This is a genomic window from Nocardia sp. NPDC050630, from assembly GCF_044457245.1.
Lineage (GTDB): Bacteria > Actinomycetota > Actinomycetes > Mycobacteriales > Mycobacteriaceae > Nocardia.
The window spans coordinates 1-18,007 of the sequence record NZ_JBITGN010000045.1; the positions used below are offsets into that span (position 1 = coordinate 1).

Genomic DNA, 18,007 nt, shown 5'->3' on the forward strand with positions numbered 1-18,007 from the left:
TCCTGGACCGACGCGGGACGTCGGATACTCGACTACGAGGAATGCTATTGAGCTGCATCGGAACTGACGCCTGCATGGACCGCCCGCACGCTTGCTGTTGTCGGTGCTGGCGACAAGGCATACCGAGGGCACGGTGCCTCCGTTGGCGTGGGGACATCACAGGGGTGTGGTATGTGCCGCTGCTGATCATCTTGCTACACTCCACCGCGCGCAGACTGGCACCGGATCTTCCGGATCGCGACGACGACCGCGACGTTCGCAGCCTCCTCGATGTGGCTCACCAGCTGGCTGTACGCCGAGATCAAAGACCTCGGCCTGACCGGGGCGCCCACCTACATCCCGGCTCTGAACGCCGCTGCCGAACAGATCCCCACCCGGCCCGGGCCATCGTCTGCGGCGTACCCGTCGCGGTCTACCTCGCCTTGGTCACCGCGATCCTCACACGTCACTCGACCAGACGGCGGAAATCAGACTCCGACGCCGGACAGCCCGCGTTCCAGCGCACAGCCATTATCGGAACGTACTCGGTAGTGCGGCACGTCGTGTCCTTTCTTCGTGTTCGCTCGGGGCGATCTGCGCAGTGAGGCCGAGAGGTGTTGGCGGGCAGGGTGTTCGACTGTTCGGCGGCTGTGCGCAGGTCGACAAGCCAGGATTCGAGTCCGGCGCCGAGGAGGTGGGTGGAGGTCGGTACGTCTGCTTCGACCTGCGCTCCCTTCCAGTTCTCCTCGGTGCGCACGCGGACGCCGTGGTCGACAGGGGTGGAGGTCCGGACGTGAGTTCCGTCGTCGATGCTCATCCCGTCACCACTCGCTGGACCGGTCCAGCGGATGCACCGGCCGGGCTGCATCTGCTGGACGGAGGGGTGGTGGTCAGGGTGGTTGCGGGGGTGATGGCGGTGACGGGCATCAGTCGTGCGAACTCGCGTACCGCCTGGGCGAGGGTGGTCTTTTCCGGGGACGCGGCCAGTAGTTCGTCGAGGTGGGCGCGTCGCCCCTGGGATAGGTTGGTCGGCCGGGTCAGCGACCAGCGGTTACCCGTCGTGGTGAGGAGTGATCCGATCGCTGTCGAGGCGGCCCTGGTTGACGTACTTGTAGAGCAGGTTGAGACCGCAGGTGTAGCTGAGGGCCTTGGTCTTGGCATGCAGGCGGAACACTGGGCTCGGCGACGCGACGGGCAGGCAGGTGGTCGCGGTAGCATCGACCAGGCAGGCCCGGTACTGTGGTGGGCGGCGCGGCTGGTCCGGCTCGGGCACGCGGGCGTAGCGTTTCACGGTGGTCAGCGAAAGCCTCAGCCGCCGTGAGCAATTCAGCAACCCGACACCGGATCGAGGAGGCCGTGAATGGCCGTCACCGCTCTAGCGTCGTGTGTTCGTGAGTCAACAGCTGCCGCTTCGGTCCCAGCTTTCGCCCGACAGGCGCTGTGGGGCGGCGACCGCCTTCTCGGCCACATGAGCCAGGCCGTGCCGCAAATGCCACCGGTCTGACGCCTGCCTGGCGGCGGGCAGAGCCCGGCGAGTGTTGCAGCGGCCCGGAATTAGGCATACAAGCCGTCGAACCCGGACCTCAACCGTCACCGATCTGCTATCGAGCGGTACGTTGGCGACGGTCCGCCGGTGACAGTCGTGCACCTGCACCGAACCTGCACCGCAGCCCGGACCGCTGGGCGTCCGAGTCAGCACCAGGATCCGCTGCTCCTCATCGATTACATCCTCCACCACCAGTGGTGACAACCCTGAAAATACCACGGCGGCAGATACATTCACCTCACGCTCCGACACATGGGGACCTCAGTTGCTGGGCGTTGCCACCGAGTGTGGGACAGAGCCGTCTACCGGACAGACCTACCCGGACATCCCTGAGCTGATTCGGCTATCGACCTCTTCGTTGTTGGGGTCGGCGTGCGGCCGCCTGTGCGACCTTGTCCCGAGCATCGCTGGGGACAAGGGTGACGATATCGGCCCGGGAGTTGATTACCAGTTTGCTGAAGATCGAGGCGATCTGCGCATCGACCGTTTTGAATGAACTGCCACGACTGGCTGCGATAGCCGTATTGGTCCAACCCGCCGCGGCGAGTACGGCCACTTCGCGTTCGGCGTTCGACAACTCGTTCCACTTGGACGGACGGTGTCGTCGGACCGGACGATCCAGCGCCAGCTTGTTCAACGACAAGGTGCCCAGGGCCAGTCGAGCCGCTTCGTCGAACTCCGGTCGAAGCATCGAGCCTTCTTGTTTCGCCGCAGCGAAGGCCTGGTGTCCGAGCACATCTCGTGCCGTCGCGATCGCTTTGTCCGTTTCGGTCGCGAACGGCCCGAGGTTGGCGATGTTCACGCCCAGGCGCTTCCGGACCGTGTCGGCACCACCGGCGAGATTCGCGATCTTGGTCGCCAAGCCGAGTACCGAATCGGGCTGGGTACCGTGCTCGACCCGCGCGTCCGCAATCAACCGGGCAAGCGTCCACATCCGGATATGTACCGCCCAGATCGCTCCCCACTGGTCCCGCATCGACAGTTGACTCGTCAGCGCGGTACGCCCGACGGCCAATGCCTCATGTGGATCACCGTGCTTGGTCAGTGCTATCGCCCAGGCTAATTCGGCCCAGGACTGGATCCATCCGGCACGCGATCGCGTGGCGTACTCGAGATACCCCTGTGCGATCTCCAATGCCTGCGGCGCGGTGCCGAGCAGTCCGGCCGCCAGGGCCTGGAACAACTCACTCATGGCGGCCCCGCCGTGGTCGCCGCCGCCGAGGAACCGCTCGCGTGCGCGAGCCAGCACAATCACCGAACGTGGATCGCCGGCGAAAAGCAGCTCGGTGCCACGGGCAAACTCGACGGGCGCGGGCAGTCCGAGATCGGCTGTCGGATCATTTCGCCAATTCGCGCCGACTTCCGCATGCGCGATGCTGGTGGCGACGCATTCGTCGAGCATCTGCGCGGCCTCGTCGTGCACGCCCTGGCACATGGTGACCCACGCGGTCAGCGCCATCGAGGTGGTTTCTAGTTCGACTGGTGGCGGATCGAGACTTCGGGTCGCTTCCAGGGTGCGCATCGCCCAGCGACGGGACTCACGCAGCGAACCCATGAAGAACGGCAGGCGTAGGGCGATCAGCCCGGTCGCGATCTCAAGTCCAATCGTGGACTCAGTGGGTGTGGCGAGGCTGCTGTCCATCGCGGTGAGCAGGTTGTCCCAGGCCGCCCGCGCCCAGTCGAGCAGGTCTTGTTCGGCTGGGCCGAACCATTGGGTTCCGGCGTGGACGACCTTGTCCCGGTAGTAGCGACGGTGCCTGTCGGCCAACTGCTCCCACTCCGCGCCCGCCGATCGCTCGCGCAGCCGCTGCTGGGCGAAGACTCGCAGACTTTCCAGTAGTGAATACCGGACTGAATTCGGTGTCAGGTGCACCGTGACGAGCGATTGGTCCACCAGGCGCTCCAGTAAACCCTCGATCTCGTCGCGAGCGATGCCAGCGCCGTCGTCGTCGGCGCATACCGCCTCGATCGCTTCGAGTTCGGCTCCCGCATCGCTGCCCGATGCGCCGTGATCGTCGTCGGGATTGCTGTCGTAACCAGCGGCGAAGACCGACATGCGCTCGAAAAGCAGGCGCTCGTTGTCCTGGCAGAGGTCGTAGGACCAGGCGATGACATCGTGGATGCGCCAGTGCCTTTGGTCTGCGCCGACCCGTGGGCCATGTGACCAGCCCAGCCGTCGGTCGCCGTCCTCGCCGCTGAGATCACGCAGGATCATCGGCAACGGTTGCCGCGTCAGCCGGGCGGCGGCCAGCCTGATGTGAAGGGGGTGGTTTTGCATGTGCCAGCAGATCGAGCCGGCGAGTGCGGCATCATCATCACCGGAAATGGGGTGGCCGGTCAACTCCGCTCGGGCGCGGAACAAGGCGAGCGCCTGTTCGCGTGACAGTGCTGGGACCGGCACCAATTGCTCGTCGACCCAGCCGATGGCCTCGCGGCTGGTGGCCAGCACGGTCAGGCCGGGCACCGCACCTAGCAGGTCGGCGATCACCTGACCGACGCCGTTCAAGACGTGCTCGCAGTTGTCCATCACCAGAATCGTCTGCGGATTGCGGGTGGCGCAGTCGGTTCGGGTGAACTTATCGATCAGGGCATCCCAGGTCGATCGGTTCGAGAAGTCGACGTCGATGATCGAGTGAGCGAGTTCCTCCTCGACCGCTGTTGCATCCGAACCTGCGGCGAGTCGGGCCAGCCGGACACAATGAATCGGCACCCGGCGCGCCTTGTGATACCGGTGTGCGGCTTCGGTCGCGAGCCGGGTCTTACCGATGCCGCCCGCGCCGATCAAGGTAATCAGCCGCGTCGAAGACAGAAATAGGGTTGCGATTTTTTCCAGCTCTCGTTCTCGTCCGACGAAATCACCGCTCGCCGTCGGAGGGACGCCGCTACCGAGGGGATGCTGCGCTGTCACATTAAGCAGGATAGTCGATCGGTCGGAAATGCGCTCGAATTTACTGCCCACCGCCAATCATCTGATGCGCGGTATCAATCGCCCTCGGGGAGATTCATCGTGCGCCGCGCGCATGGTGGTAGTCCATCGGTATTGATGAAGTTCGAAACGTAATCCGCGCGATCACCTGACGATTTCGTTCTCAACGAAGTGGGTCAATTGCCGGCTGAATGTGAGGAGGAAGGCGAATGGTACTCATTACCGGCGGTGGGGTTCTATCGGATCGCATACCGCGCGAGCACTTCTGGACCTGTGCCTGGCCGATCGGGTACCTCCGCGCCGACACCCCGGCGTGCTCAACGCACTGGAGGCGGCGATGGAGTTGGCGTGCGGCGGGTCTTCGTCGCCAGCACCATCGGCATGCATGCGCGTTTGAATGATGTGTTGTGGCGCGAGGACGCAGCGACACCGACGGTGGTAGGGCTCCAGTTCCCAGGATTCAAGAAGACCCCAGACTTATTCGTCCCGCAAGCTGGCGACAGTGTCAGCCCGACGAATCGGCACGATCTGGGGACCGCCTGACCTGCCCGACGCCCCGTTCTTCGCGCTACCAAGCTTGCTCGGTGTGCCGATCTGGGGCGATGACCCACCTGATACCGCCCACCTCGTCCGCTTGCGTACGCCACAGGCCTATGGATGACCGCGGGCTGGGCGATCGTGCTACTCATTCTCGCGCGGCGGTCCAACCACCGAGTCCAACGTCTAGAAATGGATGGCTGGTACATACAGCGAGGTCGTCGCGGCGATCAACGCTGTCGTTCCTAGCCCGAATATCACCCTCCCGGAGACTCGCAATCCGACGGGCTCAGGGATAACTACCTCGACACCACCACAGGAGGACACCTTTTTCCTGCCGGAGTACGATGTCCAATGTGCCGTGCCGGACTGCGTCGACTGGCTGAGGGGACATGACCGCTAGGTCACTGCACCGACAAGGGGCCTGGCCAAGACTACGATCTCGCCAGCCTCAAGATGATAACGCGAATTTGGGCGTTCGCCGGGAAAACCGCACTCGAACGGTTGTGTGCGGTCCGGGCATTGGATTGACGTCGGTGGCGTGCATCGGCTGGCCGCAGCGGGAGCAACGCAGGATCCTGCCGATCTCGCCGCACGCGTTAGAGCGGACTTCAGCGCCCATGCGGTGTGCGTCGACGGGTACTTCACCGGTCGCGATCCGAGTGCCGAACATCGACGTATTTGTACCTTGAGATAATTTGGGTCGCCCTCGATTCGGGTTATCATGAGTTTCTGGCGAATTTTTGGATTTGCTGTGGGCGGGTTAGTTATTGACATATCAGGCTTGCCGGTCCACAGTTTGGTCGAGGGCTATCCCGTGTTTCCAGGGATTCGACTAGGCGAGTATTTCGGCGCAAATATTCGTGGATTCGGCTTTCTGCGATTGGCGCGGTCCTGTGGCGCGTCGGTGGTAGGTGGTGTTGATTGGAGGGCGTTGGCGGGTTCGATTCGGCGGGCTGTTGATTCACAGGCGAGATCGATACCACGATTTCAGGATCGGTAGCCGGTGCGCATCAGGTGGTGATCGAGGACGGCGCTTGGCACTCTGATCCGCGATGGCACCGCCCCGGTCATGAAGTGGCGGTTGCGTCTCGGCTGTGGCAATCCGATCCGGGCGATCAAGCCGGTGCGAGCGCAATCGCCTGCCGATGATATGCGTCTACTTATCCGGTCATGCTTATCGCGACCTGCCCAAATACAAGCCGGGAGTGTGTGGTGTGACTGGATTGCTGTGGGGCGATCTGCAACTGCTGCGTGCTCGAGCGTTGGTGGGGGCCTGGGCAGTTCAAGGGCAACGGCCGCAACGTGATCGAAGGGGGCGTCGATGGGCGCCGCGCCCGCGATATTGCTCACCTTTCGGACACCGGGCCTGTATTCCGTCGTCGCCGCCCACAGCGGCTGCTACACCCTGGCCTTCGGCGCCGGACAAGCCTAAACCCGCACCATCGTGGAAACCTACTCCGGTAACTCCGGACAACATGTTCGGCCCACCCCCGACCCGACTGGCTGGCTCACGATGTCATGGCGCACGCGGACGCCTTGCGCGGCACCAGAATCTACTTGTCGAGCGGCAGCGGCATTCCCGATGAATACGATCTACCCCGTCAAGTCGAACTCCCCGACACTATCACCGTCGGAACCCGCCCCTTGAAGCCGACGCATAGCCATGTGCTCTCGCACTGGCGAACCGGCTCCCCCAGCTCCAGATTCCGGGCGATGGTTAATCTGCGGCCCACCGGCACTCGCTCCTGGCCCACCATCACCGAAGCACTCGACATCAACCAACTGACGACATGCGCTGTGTTCGCGAAACGTCTCAGTGCGGCGTTGTCAGCGCTGCGCCGCAGCGACGAGGAAAGCTCGGCGGGTCCACGCATCACACGGAAGGTACGGAGTTTGTCATCGATAGGCGGGTTCTTCGGCCGGGTCGGCGTATGGGCTAGCGCTTTGATCACTGTCGCAGTGTTTGTGGTCCTCGCGCTGGTTGCTCGGGTTCCCGTGGTCGCGGTTCGCCATGTCTCCGAGACGGCGTCGGCGACTATCTGTCCGGATGACAAGGTAGCCTCGGCGCCGGAGTGGGCGCCGTCGAGCAGCGAGGTTGATGCTCGCTACGATCGGCATCCGTTCGTGGGCAACGGTTATCTCGGGTTGCGGGTGCCACCGCGCGGTATGGGCTACGCCGTGACGAACGAATTGAGCGGTTGGCCGCTCTACACACCCCGCTACGACGGCGCGTTCGTCACCGGACTATACGGTCACGCACCGGGTGTCGCCGACGACCGCGAGGTGGCGGCGGCGGTTCCGAACTGGTCCGGGCTCACCGTGGGGGTCGGCGACCAGACCTACTCCGCCGCGACACCGGCAGCGCAGATCACGAATTTCGCGCAGACGCTGCACCTGCGCTGCGGGCTGGTGCGCACCACCCTCACTTGGACCACACGCGACGGCAAGCAGACCGATCTGGTCTACGAGCTGCTCACCGATCACATCGATCAGCACGTAGGGGCCGTGCACCTGACCCTCGTGCCGCACTGGAGTGGTCAGGTCGTGGTGAGCGATCTGCTCGACGGTGCCGGGGCGCGCCGGATGACACAAACTGACGGAGGCGCCCGCGGTGAGGACGGTATCCGCGTTGGATTCCGCACCGACGGCACCGCAGTCACCGGTGAGGTCGCCTCGCTGTTGCGAACGAACATATCGGCGGCACAGCAGGTTTCGCCCGCAGTCGGATTGACCGTCGGCCGGGATGCGCGATTGGAGGTGCGCGAGGGCGAGACCTACGAGGTGACGAAGTTCGTCGGTGTCGACACCACACTCACCGCGTGGGATCCCGCCACCGCGGCGTTCGACGCCGCACAGCAGGCCGCGGACAAGGGATGGTCGCGGATGCTCGAAGACACGGCCGCGGCATGGCGGGCGCTGTGGTACGGCGACATCACCACTCCGGGTAATCCCGAGGTCCAGTCCTGGGTGCGGGGCTCACTGTACTCACTGTATTCGAGTACAAACTCCCAGCAGGACAACAGTATTCCACCGGTCGGGCTCAGCAGTGACAACTATGCGGGCTCGGTGTTCTGGGAGGCCGACATCTGGATGTTCCCGACACTCATGCAGTTCGCGCCGGAACTGACGAAATCTCTAGTCGAGTACCGATACAAGACGCTTCCCGCCGCGCAGGCCAACGCACAACAACTCGGCTACCGCGGCGCATTCTGTCCCTGGACCAGCGCCAGCCACGGCGATATGGCCGAATGCCACAGTTGGCTTCCTCCGCACTGCCTCACCCAGATCCACGTGCAGGGCGATATCTCCCTGGCCGCCTGGCAGTACTATCTCGCCACCGGCGACAAGAACTATCTACGCACCCGCATCTGGCCGGTCATGCAGAACGTGGCCGAATTCTGGGCCTCCCGCGTCACACCGAACCTGGACGGCAGCTACTCCATCGACAACGTCGCTGGTCCGGACGAATACAGCAACGGTGTACGCGACGGCGTCTACACCAACGCCGTTGCCGCCCTCGCGCTGCGCAACGCCGCCCACGCCGCGGACCTGCTCGGCGAGCCGAGCCCACCGGAATGGACCACGATCGCCGACCGGCTCCGCATACCGTTCGACCCCGGACGGCAGGTTTTCCTCCAGTACGACGGCTACCAGGACACACCTATCAAACAAGCCGACACGGCGATGCTGATCTACCCACTGGAATGGCCGATGCCCCCCGAGGTGGCGGCGAAAACCCTCGACTACTATGCCGAACGCACCGATCCCGACGGACCGGCGATGACCGACTCCGTTCACGCCATCGCCGCAGCGGCGAACGGAATGCCTGGATGCGCGACGAATACCTACCTCGAACGCGCGGTGCGACCGTTCATGCGGGCACCGTTCGGGCAATTCTCGGAGTCACGCGGCAACGGTGGTCTCAAGGAAATCCTGGTCAGCGCACCGGCTTTCACGTTTGTCACTGCGGCGGGCGGATTCCTGCAGACGTTCACCAACGGACTGCTCGGGTTGCGCCTGCGTGAGGACACGGTCCGCATCGACCCACTCTTGGCGCCCGAACTGAAATCCGGGGCGGCCATTCATGGAATGCACTGGCAGGGAAGGACTTTCGATGCCGAGCTAGGACCGGACCACACGACCATCACCCTCACCAACGGTGCACCGATGCCGGTCGACACCCCGGCCGGCACCCAACACATCAGTCCCGGGCAGCCGCTGACTGTCAAGACCCGGCGGCCGGACCTGGCACACAGCGACAACCTCGCCCGCTGCGCACCGGCCACCGCTTCCTCCGAGGAACCAGGCCGATACGCCGACGCTGCGGTTGACGGCAATCTCGCCACCGGTTGGGCACCCGACAGTACGCAAGGAGACCTCACCGTCGATCTCGGCGCTGAGCAACGCATCGGCCGCATCCTCCCGAACTGGGCCGACACCGCCCCGTCCTACACGATCACCGCATCCGCCGACAACCACACCTGGACACCGGTCACCCTCGACCCCGCCCGGCCATCCGAGAACTGGAAATCAACGGCCCACCACACTGACATCATCGCCGGGGACTATCTCGCTAAGACCGTGTCTTACGTGGTTGTGATTCGGTTCTGCTGCGTCGGATCCAGTTATGCTGCATGATGTTCGGCTTGTTGTCGATGAGTTGTCCAAACGTCTTGTCCCAGACGAACTATGGGCTCTGGCGGAGCCGCTGCTACCGGAGTTCACCCCGCGCCCGCAAGGCGGCGGCACCGCGCCCACCGATGAGCGTGCCATGTTCACTGCGGTGGTGTTCGTGCTGACCAGTGGTTGTGCGTGGCGGATGCTGCCGCCATCGTTCGGTGTCACGGTCCCGACCGCGCATCGCCGGTTCAGTGCGTGGACTGACGCCGGCCTCTGGCGGCGATTACACGCGCTGTGCTGGATGAGCTGGGTAGCAGAGGCTTGATCGACTGGTCGCGTGCGGTGATCGACGCGGCGTCGGTGCGAGCAAAAAAGGGAGACCTTTGACCGGGCCGAGCCCGGTCGACCGCGGCAAGGCGGGTTCGAAGATCCATGTCCTGACCGATCGTGCGGGAATCCCTCTGGCGGTGGGTATTTCGGCCGCCAACACCAATGATGCGCAGGCACTGCGCCCGTTGGTCAAAGCGATCCCCGCGGTCCGATCACGACGCGGCCTCCGCCAGCGCAGGCCCGCCAAGCTGCACGCCGACAAAGCCTATGACGCCGCTGACCTGAGGACATGGGTGCGTGATCGCGGCATCGGCGTCCGTATCGCTCGCAAGGGCATAGAATCCTCCGACCGCCTCGGCCGTCACCGATGGGTGATCGAACGCACCATTTCCTGGTTGACCGGCTACCACCGGCTCAACATCCGCTACGACCGCAAGGCCACGCATTTTGGGGGACTGCGCGAAAAACAACGACCATGGCTTGACCAGCAGTGATGTTGAGTTTCCGGTTCAGGGTTCCCGACTGACCGAAAATCGGGCGGATTTGCCGGAGTCGTTGCTCGAGGGCGGGTCTGGGATTCAGGTTGTGGTCAGGTGGCGGTAGATGGTTTTGCGGGAAACGCTGAAGGTGTCGGCGATCTGGGTGACGGTGTATTTGCGTTTGCCTTGCTGATCGAGTTCGTCGTACATCTCGCGGGCCTTGAGCGCCTGCAGTCCGGTCAGGGCGGGTGGCCGGCCACCGACCCGGCCGCGGGCTCGTGCGGATTCCAAGCCTTCGAGGGTTCCTTCGCTGATCGGGGCGGCGTCCATGGCGGCGATGACGTGGAACAGGAACCGCCCGGCCGGGGTGGTGGTGTCGATGCCTTGTTTGAGCACGATGAGGTCGATGCCGCGTTCGTCGAGCGCGGCGGCGAGTTCGGTCATGTGCCGCACCGACCGGAACGGCCGCGACAGCCGGGTGATCACCAACTCGTCGCCACGACGCAGGTGATCGAAGCATTTGTCCCATTCAGGGCGGCTCGCGAGTTTGCCGGAGGCCTTGTCCACCCAGATCCGTTCGCACCCGGCGGCGGTGAGGGCGTCGATCTGGGAGTCGTCTTTCTGCCCACGGGTGGAGACCCGCGCGTATCCGAACCGTGCCATGCCCGGAACTGTCCCATAAAGGGCTGACATGCCAGGTTTTCGTCCCGTAGATTCCGCACACGAGTTATGACCCACTGGCGGGTCTCGCTGGCCTGCGGATTCTGTCGATTTTCGAAGTCGTGTGCACGGATTTTCGAAGTCGTGTGCATCGGGCTTTGTCCACGGGCTCAGCAGTGGGAGGGTCATAGCGTTCTGGCCGATCTCTCGATAGTGGTGTCCGTCGAGGGATGTGAGCGTTACGACATATGGTGAACTGGCTCAGCCTGGGATCGAGGTTGTGGGTCAGCGGCCCTTGTTGGGGTGCTCCGGGAACATGGGAAGGTTCTCGTAGTCGATGGGTTGGTAGTCGATCGAGTCGTCGGGGCGTTTGGTGCTGTGTTCCCAGTGTGTGATCTCTGCGTTCCAGCCGGCGTATGCCGGGTCTTCGGGACCTATGGCGACCGAGCCGTCGATTTTGGCGCCGTCGGGCTCTTGTGTGGAGTAGCGCAGGAGGATACGTCCGTCGTCGAGGCGCTGGGCCAGGGGATGTCTGTCGCTCATGTTGGGATCCCTATACTCGATGTCAAAGCCTGGTAATAGTCTGTCAGGTGGTGGCCAGCGGCGACCGAGTCGAAGAATCTGGGCTGTTGGGTGTCGTGGAACCAGCCGAAGCCGTGGGCGAACAGTTCCTCTTCTCCGACTCCTCCGGGCTGCGCGAAGTAGGCAGCAGTCTCCGAGCTTTCGTGGGGTATGAGGGGAACGACGTTGGCGTGGACTTTCGCGAATGCCGGCGCTTGGCTCGGCATGCCGAAGGCATGATCGACCGCGTGGCCGAATTCGTGCAGCGCGATGTCACTCTCGTGCGGTGAGCCCGCAAGTAGTGCCCGATGTCTCACGTCGTATGCGCCGCCGACATCGTTCCAGGTTGTGCCCTCCGGCCAGCCTTCCGGCGTCCCCCCACGCGTTGCCGCAGACCATCCCGGATGGTTGAGTTCCAGCAAACGGCCGTCACCTAGCCATATGCCGCCATGGGGTGCTTCTTTCATATAGGCCGCGACAGTACGGTGGAACACCTCAGGTACTCGCGCCAACGAACGAGCGTACGTCCGCGCCATAATGGAGCCGTTGGTGTGGTACCGCTCCCCGTAAATGTCTTTCAAGAACTCGTCTGCCGGATCCGTCTTTCTCGTCCTTTTAGGAAGCGCAGCGACGGGTTGTACCAGGTGGGGATGTGGCTCTCGATCGCCGACGGCCGCGGCGGCGTCCTTCAGCGCGTTCGACTCGTCGGCGGCATGTATCGCGGAAGCCGCGTGCTGAAGGTGTTCCGCGGCACGGCGCGGTGGCGCTGCTCGCACTTCCGCAGCGCTCTTTACGAGGGGGATCAACCCGTCGCGAAGATCCGCCCACGCTTTCCCGATCGCTTTCCCGAACACAGCACGGCCGATCACACGATTTGCCCGTTACCTGGGCAGAATACAAACATGCCTATCGGTCGGTCTACATTCCAGTCCTGGGAACCTGTCAAGGCGCGGTGGCAGTCGAAGCCACTCCGGTGGCCAGCCGCGCCTTCAGCATGTCTATCTGGGGTCCGAATTCGAGCTTCTTGACATACTCCTGCGCATACCCGAAGGCAGCGTGAATTGATCAGGTAGTCGCGGCGTTCAGCCGGTCCCGGTAGATCCGAAATGCCTTGCGGTCGGCTGCTGAAGCGTTCTCGCCGACTGTTTCGGCGGCGGTCAGTAGCGCCTGGTGAACGTGCGGCGGCGCGGTGACGTGCAGGCTGTAGCCCTGGCCGCGCTGTACTTCCCGGCCGCGGTGCAGGGCGTGGCGCTCGGCTTCACCGAGGTCGGCGACGAAACCGGTCAGGTGACGGACGATCTTGCCCGGCAGCTCGATTCGGATCGGGCGAGATTCGTCGATATCGGCGGGTGCGGGTTGTTCGGGGCGGCCGGGTAGAAGGTCGGCGAGGGCAGTGCGGATAGCGACCCGGCTCACGTGGTGCCGGCGGGCCAGAGCGGCGATGCTCGCGCCTTCACGGTATTCCTGGCGCACCTTCTCCAATGCTCCGATAGTGGCGACCTGCGGGCGGCGGCCGGATCTGGTTCCTTGCGCCCAGGCGGTGGCCAAGCCCTCGCGGGTGAGTTCGTTTTGCAGGTCGCGCTGGAACTGGCCGACCGAGATCAGCACGTTGACCAGCATGGTGGTGGTCGCGTCGGTGGCGGCTAGGTCGGTGATGCCCGACAACGCCCCGGACAGCACCCGCAGCTTCACCGAGTGCTGTTGGCACCAGTCGCGCACGGCGAGGATGTCGGCGAGATCGCGGCACAACCGGTACAGCTCGGACACGGTGAGCCGGTCACCGGGCCGCGCGTATCCGGCCAGCTCGCGAAAGCCATCGCGTTCGAGTGCGGGGATCTTGGACGAGGTGGCCGGGTCGGCGAACAGCCGCACGCCGTCGGCGCCGGCGGCCAGACCGGCTTCGGCGAGCAGGTGGGTCTGGCGCACGGTGCTCTGTTCGTCGGTGGATACCCGTGTGTAGACGAGTTCGGCCATCGCAGAGTCCTTCCGTGGCCTGGTGGGATATCCGTTCACCGTACTACCTGTCGTCAAACCCTGTCGTCAATCGGGAACGGATCGCATTGGATCGGGTGGGCTGTTTCCGCGCGATTCCGGTGGGCCTAAGGCGGGCTCTGGGGGCATGTCGTCAAAGGGTCATTTGACGACATCAACGGATCCGTTTCGGCGGTCGGGTGCGCGCTCCCGAGCCTGGACCGACAGGCCACGTCGGTCGCCGATCCGCTGGGGGAGGTCGTCCAGGCGCATGCCCATCTTGCGGATCACTGCGAAGACGTCGTCGTCACACATCGGGCACAGCCGTGTGGCGTACTCGGTGGTCGTGGGCAGAAAGTCGGTGGGGATGTCGAGGGAGACGAGAAAGGCGCGTTCGCGCTCGAAGTGCTCCAGCGTCCGGACCGACAGGGCCGCCAGCGCGAGCAACTGCTGCGCGGTCGCCGGATCCACGCGGGCGCGGTCGATCACTGCGGTCACCTCGGTGATCGCCTGCCTCCAGGCGCTCACGAGCGGTGTCGGCCTGTCTCCCTCGTACACCGGGGTGTGCGGCGGGGTCACCAGCGCCGAGGCGAACTCGCTGTCGGCGGTGATCCGCCGTGCCACGACGAGGTCGAGCGCGACCGCCGCCGCGTGGCGCATCGCTTCCTGCGTCGGCGGGTCCATCAGTTCGTAGGGTTTCCAGGCGCTCAGCCCGCCGCGCGGTCCGCGGCCGGTGGTCTGCCAGATCAGTTCGGCGCTGCTTGGTGCGCTGGCGGCGGCCGAGCAGGCTGACCTCGTCCAGCAGGCTCCGTAGCAGGCGTAGCCACACGGCCACGTGGACTGGGCGGCCGGGCAGGCGAACCTGGCCGGTGGCCAGGCCCTCGTAGGTGAGACGGTCCAGCCTGGCCAGCGGTTCGGGAACCGGGATCGGTTGTGGGCGTTCGTGTTCGGGTAGAAGAAGCTTCCATTTTTCGTGATTGTCGATGAGGCGGCATTCGTGCTCGGCGCACCCGGTCACCAGCGGCAGCTTCCATGCCAGCGCCTGGGGCCGCGCGGGGTCGGTAGTGCAGACTGGGCAGTGCCGCTGCCGGTATGCGGGACCAGGCATCCAGGGCCCGCGCCAGCGCCGCTCGGTCACGTGGTTGCGGCCGGCCTCGCCGGGGCGCAGCAGCACCGAGTTCTGCCGCACGTAGGTGTCGAACACTTCCTGCGCTTCGAAATCCCGCACGCTGGATTTGTCGAGCAACCACGGCGTCCACCCGCCCATCGTCATGGTCTTCAGGTGCCCGGGATCGACTCCGGTCCGCTCGACCAGCGCTTTCGCCAACGGTTCGGGGACCTCCCACCGGTCGTGCTCGATGAGGTGTGGGGATAGTTCGGGCACGAGGGCGGCGAGCAGTTGTTTGACCGGCATCCGGTAGAGCCCGACCAGTCGCCCCAGCCAGGACGACAGTGATTCCAGGGGTTCCGGTTGCGGATGCAGCGGCCATCGTGTGGACGGCGCGGTCACGCCAGTTCGCGTTCGAACATCCGACGGCGTTCGGTCGGCCCGGCATAGGAGGCCATCACCAGCGTCCGCTGGTTGATCGCTTCCTGCCCGGACTCTATGGCCGCGATCGCGGCGTCGGTCAGCAGCACGGTCAGCTCACCGATGGTGCCCTCGCTGCGAGTCAGCAGATAGGTGGCCATTTCCGCGGTCCCGATCGGCGAGGGCCGGTGTAGCGGGAACGCGGCGGCGAAGCTGGCCAGCAACGCACACCCCTGTGCGTCGGGCTGCCACCGGGGAAGGGTGAATGGGGCGAACCGGTTCTCCAGTTGCGGGTCCGAGCGGATCGCCAGATAGGCGTCGGTGGTGCCGACCCCGACCAGCGGGATCCGCAGCTCGTTGCCGAGGAACCGCAGCAGGTTCAGAAACTCCCGCCGGACCGCGCTGTTGCGGCCGCCGTGGATGTTGTGCAGTTCGTCGATCACCAGCACACGCACCCCGGTGGCCCGCAGCAGGCTCAGCACCAGCTGCTCAAGATCGGCCAGCCGTGGCACCCGGGCCCGCATCGGCGCACCGAGGGCAGCCAGCAGCGCGGTGTAGAACCGGGTGACCGACGACTCGGAGGGCATCTGCACCGTCAGCACCGGGATCTGTTCGTGATCCGGATGCGATACCGGCGGATGTGTTCGGCAGAACTTCTCGATGATCATCGACTTGCCGTTGTTCGTCGGGCCGACGATCAGTAGGTTCGGCATCCGCTGCTTGCGGGGCGTGGCCAGTAGCGTTTCCAGCCTGGTCAAGGCTTCGGTGGCGCGGGTGTAGCCGATCCACCGGTCCCCTCGCACATACCGCAACCGCTCCGGGACCGGCAGCATCGCGATCTGTCGCACCGACGGATGCAGATGCGACAGATCCGGATCACCGCTCACCACTGCTCAATCACCTCGAACGAGGCCACCGGACCGGCCACCGAATCGTCGGGCGGCGGCACAACCGGATACGCGCCCCGCCGCGGTGGGGTGTTGTCCCGGCGGCGCTGCCCGTCGCGATGGGCCTTGCGGCTGGCCGCGGTCGCGGTGTCAGTGATGTGGCGCATCTGCTCGACCATCGCGAACAGCGCGTCCTCGTCGACCTCAGTCCGGCCCTGCTCCCGCAGCCGCGCCACCGCCGCGGCCTGCTCCCACACGCTGATCGCCGGACGTGACCACGTCCGGTACGGCACCTCGAGGTATTCACCGGTGTCCGGATGCAGGGCCCAGATGCGGGAGATGTCGCGCGGGTCGCGGCGCAGCACGAACTTGCCGAGCAGTTCCCGGCGCGTGATCAGTGGTTTCAGTGCGTTGCAATAGTATTGGACGTGGTCGAGCCGAAAACCGCTGCGGGTCAGCGACCGCCGCTCCACCGGCAGGAAATCGACCAGGAACGCGGTCTCGTTGGTCACCGTCTTCGGGGTTCCCTGCTCAGCGGCCTTCTCCGTCCACACCCCTGCCGGAGTACGCCCACCTATTATCCCGCGCCAGGAATTCGTTGAAGATATGAGGCGAGTCGGTCGAGGATCTCGTCGGCGGTCTTGGTTCAGACGAACGGCTTCGGATTGTCGTTCCAGACGGCGATCCAGTCGCGGATGTCGCGCTCGAGGGCCTGGATCGACCGGTGGGCGCTGCGGCGTAGCTTCTTGTCGGTTAGCCGCAATGCCGCTCAGTTAGGTCGTGGGGTCTGGTGTCAACTCGGGTGGTTCATGCAGGTTGATAGTGATGTCGACGGTTGGGTAATTGGTGCGGTCGATGGCACCTATGGCGCGGTGTTTGGAGATTGCTCGTTTGACAACACGGGGGCTTTGTCGTGGTCGGCGTGCGGGTAAGAGGTCGGTCAGGACCGCGCGGCCGATCTGCCCGACGAGGTCGATGACTGTGTCGGCGATGACGGCGGCGGCGTGGATGACCTGGTCTCGGGCGGTGTTGAGCGCGATGGTGAAGCTGGCTTGCAGCGCTGTGGCATCGGGGTGGGTGGCGGTGGCGTCGGTGATGGCGATGCGTAGGGCTTGGTAGGTGACCAGGAGGGCGTAGACCTCTTGGTCGATCCCGGCGGGGGTGCGAGCGCGTAGCACGCGGCCACCGAGCATGGTCGATTTGAGTTCGGCGTAGGTGGTTTCGATCTCCCAGCGCTGGTGGTAGAGCCGCACCAGTTCCGTGGCGGGGTAGCGACGGTGGTCGGTCAGCGTGGTGAGCAGCCGGTAGCGTTCGCGGCGGCGCGGCCCGCCGTGCGGTGCGATCTCGATGTCGGCATCGATCACTCGCACGACCACCGGGCCTTTAGGGGCGAGCCACGACCCGTCGGGCAGGTGCTCGATCAACGGCATCACACGGTTGGTCTTGTCGCGGATCAGCAGGTCGGCCTTGGTTTCGGCGATCTGTCCGATCAGTGCTGCGACAGCGAAGTTGCGGTCGGCCAGCAACAACATGCCCTCACTCAGGCACCCGAACAGCTTTGGGGCGTAGGCGAGTTCGGAGACACCGTAGGTGCCGAACACGGCGTCGATGACGCTGCGGGTGCCACACGCCACCACCGCCAGCAGCCGCAGCATCGGATACCCCGAGTCGCCGTTGCCGCTGGTCTGGCGGTGGAAGGTAGCCAGGTTGGCGTCGGTGTCGGGCACGAACATGGTGGTGCCGTCGACGGCGCAGACCAGCAGGCCACGCCAGCGGGCCGCGCCGGCGGCAGGACCGGCGAGCAGGCCGAACAACTCCCGCAACGGTGCGCCACCGACCCTGCGGCGGGCCTGGGCCAACGCCGAGGAACCGGGGTGGGCCAGGGTGAATCGCCCCGTGTTTCGTGCCCACTCTCTTTCTTGAGAGGATGGGCAGACCATGCCATCGAAGTACGACGAAGCGACCAAGGCCAAGGCTGTG

At 64.8% G+C, this 18,007-nt stretch carries 12 protein-coding genes and 3 pseudogenes; 2 read left to right on the plus strand and 13 right to left on the minus strand.

Annotated elements, in window-relative coordinates:
• Positions 1-445 precede the first annotated feature (445 nt).
• From ACIBG0_RS41495 to ACIBG0_RS41505, 3 genes are all read right to left on the minus strand, one after another.
• On the minus strand, positions 446-796 hold the full coding sequence (locus ACIBG0_RS41495) for a hypothetical protein (RefSeq protein ID WP_397041015.1): 351 nt from the start codon (positions 794-796) through the stop codon (positions 446-448).
• Between the two features lie 234 nt (positions 797-1,030).
• The gene (locus ACIBG0_RS41500) at positions 1,031-1,270 is read right to left on the minus strand and encodes a hypothetical protein (RefSeq protein ID WP_397041018.1); all 240 of its coding nucleotides are present in this window, start codon (positions 1,268-1,270) and stop codon (positions 1,031-1,033) included.
• Between the two features lie 598 nt (positions 1,271-1,868).
• Positions 1,869-4,433 (minus strand): AAA family ATPase, encoded by a 2,565-nt coding sequence (locus tag ACIBG0_RS41505; RefSeq protein ID WP_397041021.1) that lies wholly within the window; start codon positions 4,431-4,433, stop codon positions 1,869-1,871.
• A 2,271-nt stretch (positions 4,434-6,704) separates the two neighbouring features.
• Between ACIBG0_RS41505 and ACIBG0_RS41510 the strand changes: the two genes are divergently transcribed.
• Both ACIBG0_RS41510 and ACIBG0_RS41515 read left to right on the plus strand, forming a co-directional pair.
• On the plus strand, positions 6,705-9,629 hold the full coding sequence (locus tag ACIBG0_RS41510; RefSeq protein WP_397041025.1) for a discoidin domain-containing protein: 2,925 nt from the start codon (positions 6,705-6,707) through the stop codon (positions 9,627-9,629).
• Positions 9,619-10,435: pseudogene (locus ACIBG0_RS41515) on the plus strand (IS5 family transposase). Before ACIBG0_RS41510 ends, ACIBG0_RS41515 begins: the two are co-directional and overlap by 11 nt.
• 84 nt (positions 10,436-10,519) lie before the next feature.
• Here ACIBG0_RS41515 and ACIBG0_RS41520 read toward each other — a convergent pair.
• The 10 genes and pseudogenes from ACIBG0_RS41520 to ACIBG0_RS41565 all read right to left on the minus strand — a co-directional run.
• Complete coding sequence (locus ACIBG0_RS41520; RefSeq protein WP_397041028.1) at positions 10,520-11,083, minus strand: recombinase family protein; 564 nt, start codon at positions 11,081-11,083, stop codon at positions 10,520-10,522.
• Between the two features lie 282 nt (positions 11,084-11,365).
• Positions 11,366-11,623, minus strand: coding sequence for a hypothetical protein (locus tag ACIBG0_RS41525; RefSeq protein ID WP_397041031.1), 258 nt, complete (start codon positions 11,621-11,623; stop codon positions 11,366-11,368).
• Positions 11,620-12,108 carry a hypothetical protein gene (locus ACIBG0_RS41530; RefSeq protein ID WP_397041034.1) on the minus strand — a complete coding sequence of 163 codons (489 nt, stop codon included), beginning with the start codon at positions 12,106-12,108 and terminating at the stop codon, positions 11,620-11,622. Before ACIBG0_RS41530 ends, ACIBG0_RS41525 begins: the two co-directional genes overlap by 4 nt.
• Before the next feature lie 598 nt (positions 12,109-12,706).
• Positions 12,707-13,615, minus strand: coding sequence for a recombinase family protein (locus tag ACIBG0_RS41535; RefSeq protein ID WP_397041036.1), 909 nt, complete (start codon positions 13,613-13,615; stop codon positions 12,707-12,709).
• Between the two features lie 159 nt (positions 13,616-13,774).
• Complete coding sequence (locus ACIBG0_RS41540) at positions 13,775-14,296, minus strand: hypothetical protein (RefSeq protein ID WP_397041045.1); 522 nt, start codon at positions 14,294-14,296, stop codon at positions 13,775-13,777.
• 313 nt (positions 14,297-14,609) lie between these two features.
• Positions 14,610-15,122, minus strand: a pseudogene (locus ACIBG0_RS41545) (TniQ family protein); the annotation flags it as partial.
• Entirely contained in the window at positions 15,119-15,973 is an 855-nt protein-coding gene (locus ACIBG0_RS41550) for a TniB family NTP-binding protein (protein ID WP_397041043.1), read from the minus strand. The pseudogene ACIBG0_RS41545 and the gene ACIBG0_RS41550, both read right to left, overlap by 4 nt.
• Before the next feature lie 50 nt (positions 15,974-16,023).
• Entirely contained in the window at positions 16,024-16,581 is a 558-nt protein-coding gene (locus tag ACIBG0_RS41555; RefSeq protein ID WP_397041039.1) for a Mu transposase C-terminal domain-containing protein, read from the minus strand.
• Between the two features lie 23 nt (positions 16,582-16,604).
• Positions 16,605-16,784: pseudogene (locus ACIBG0_RS41560) on the minus strand (IS630 family transposase); the annotation flags it as partial.
• A gap of 16 nt (positions 16,785-16,800) precedes the next feature.
• The coding region (locus ACIBG0_RS41565; protein WP_397041041.1) for an IS4 family transposase at positions 16,801-18,007 on the minus strand (1,207 nt) is incomplete at its 5' end.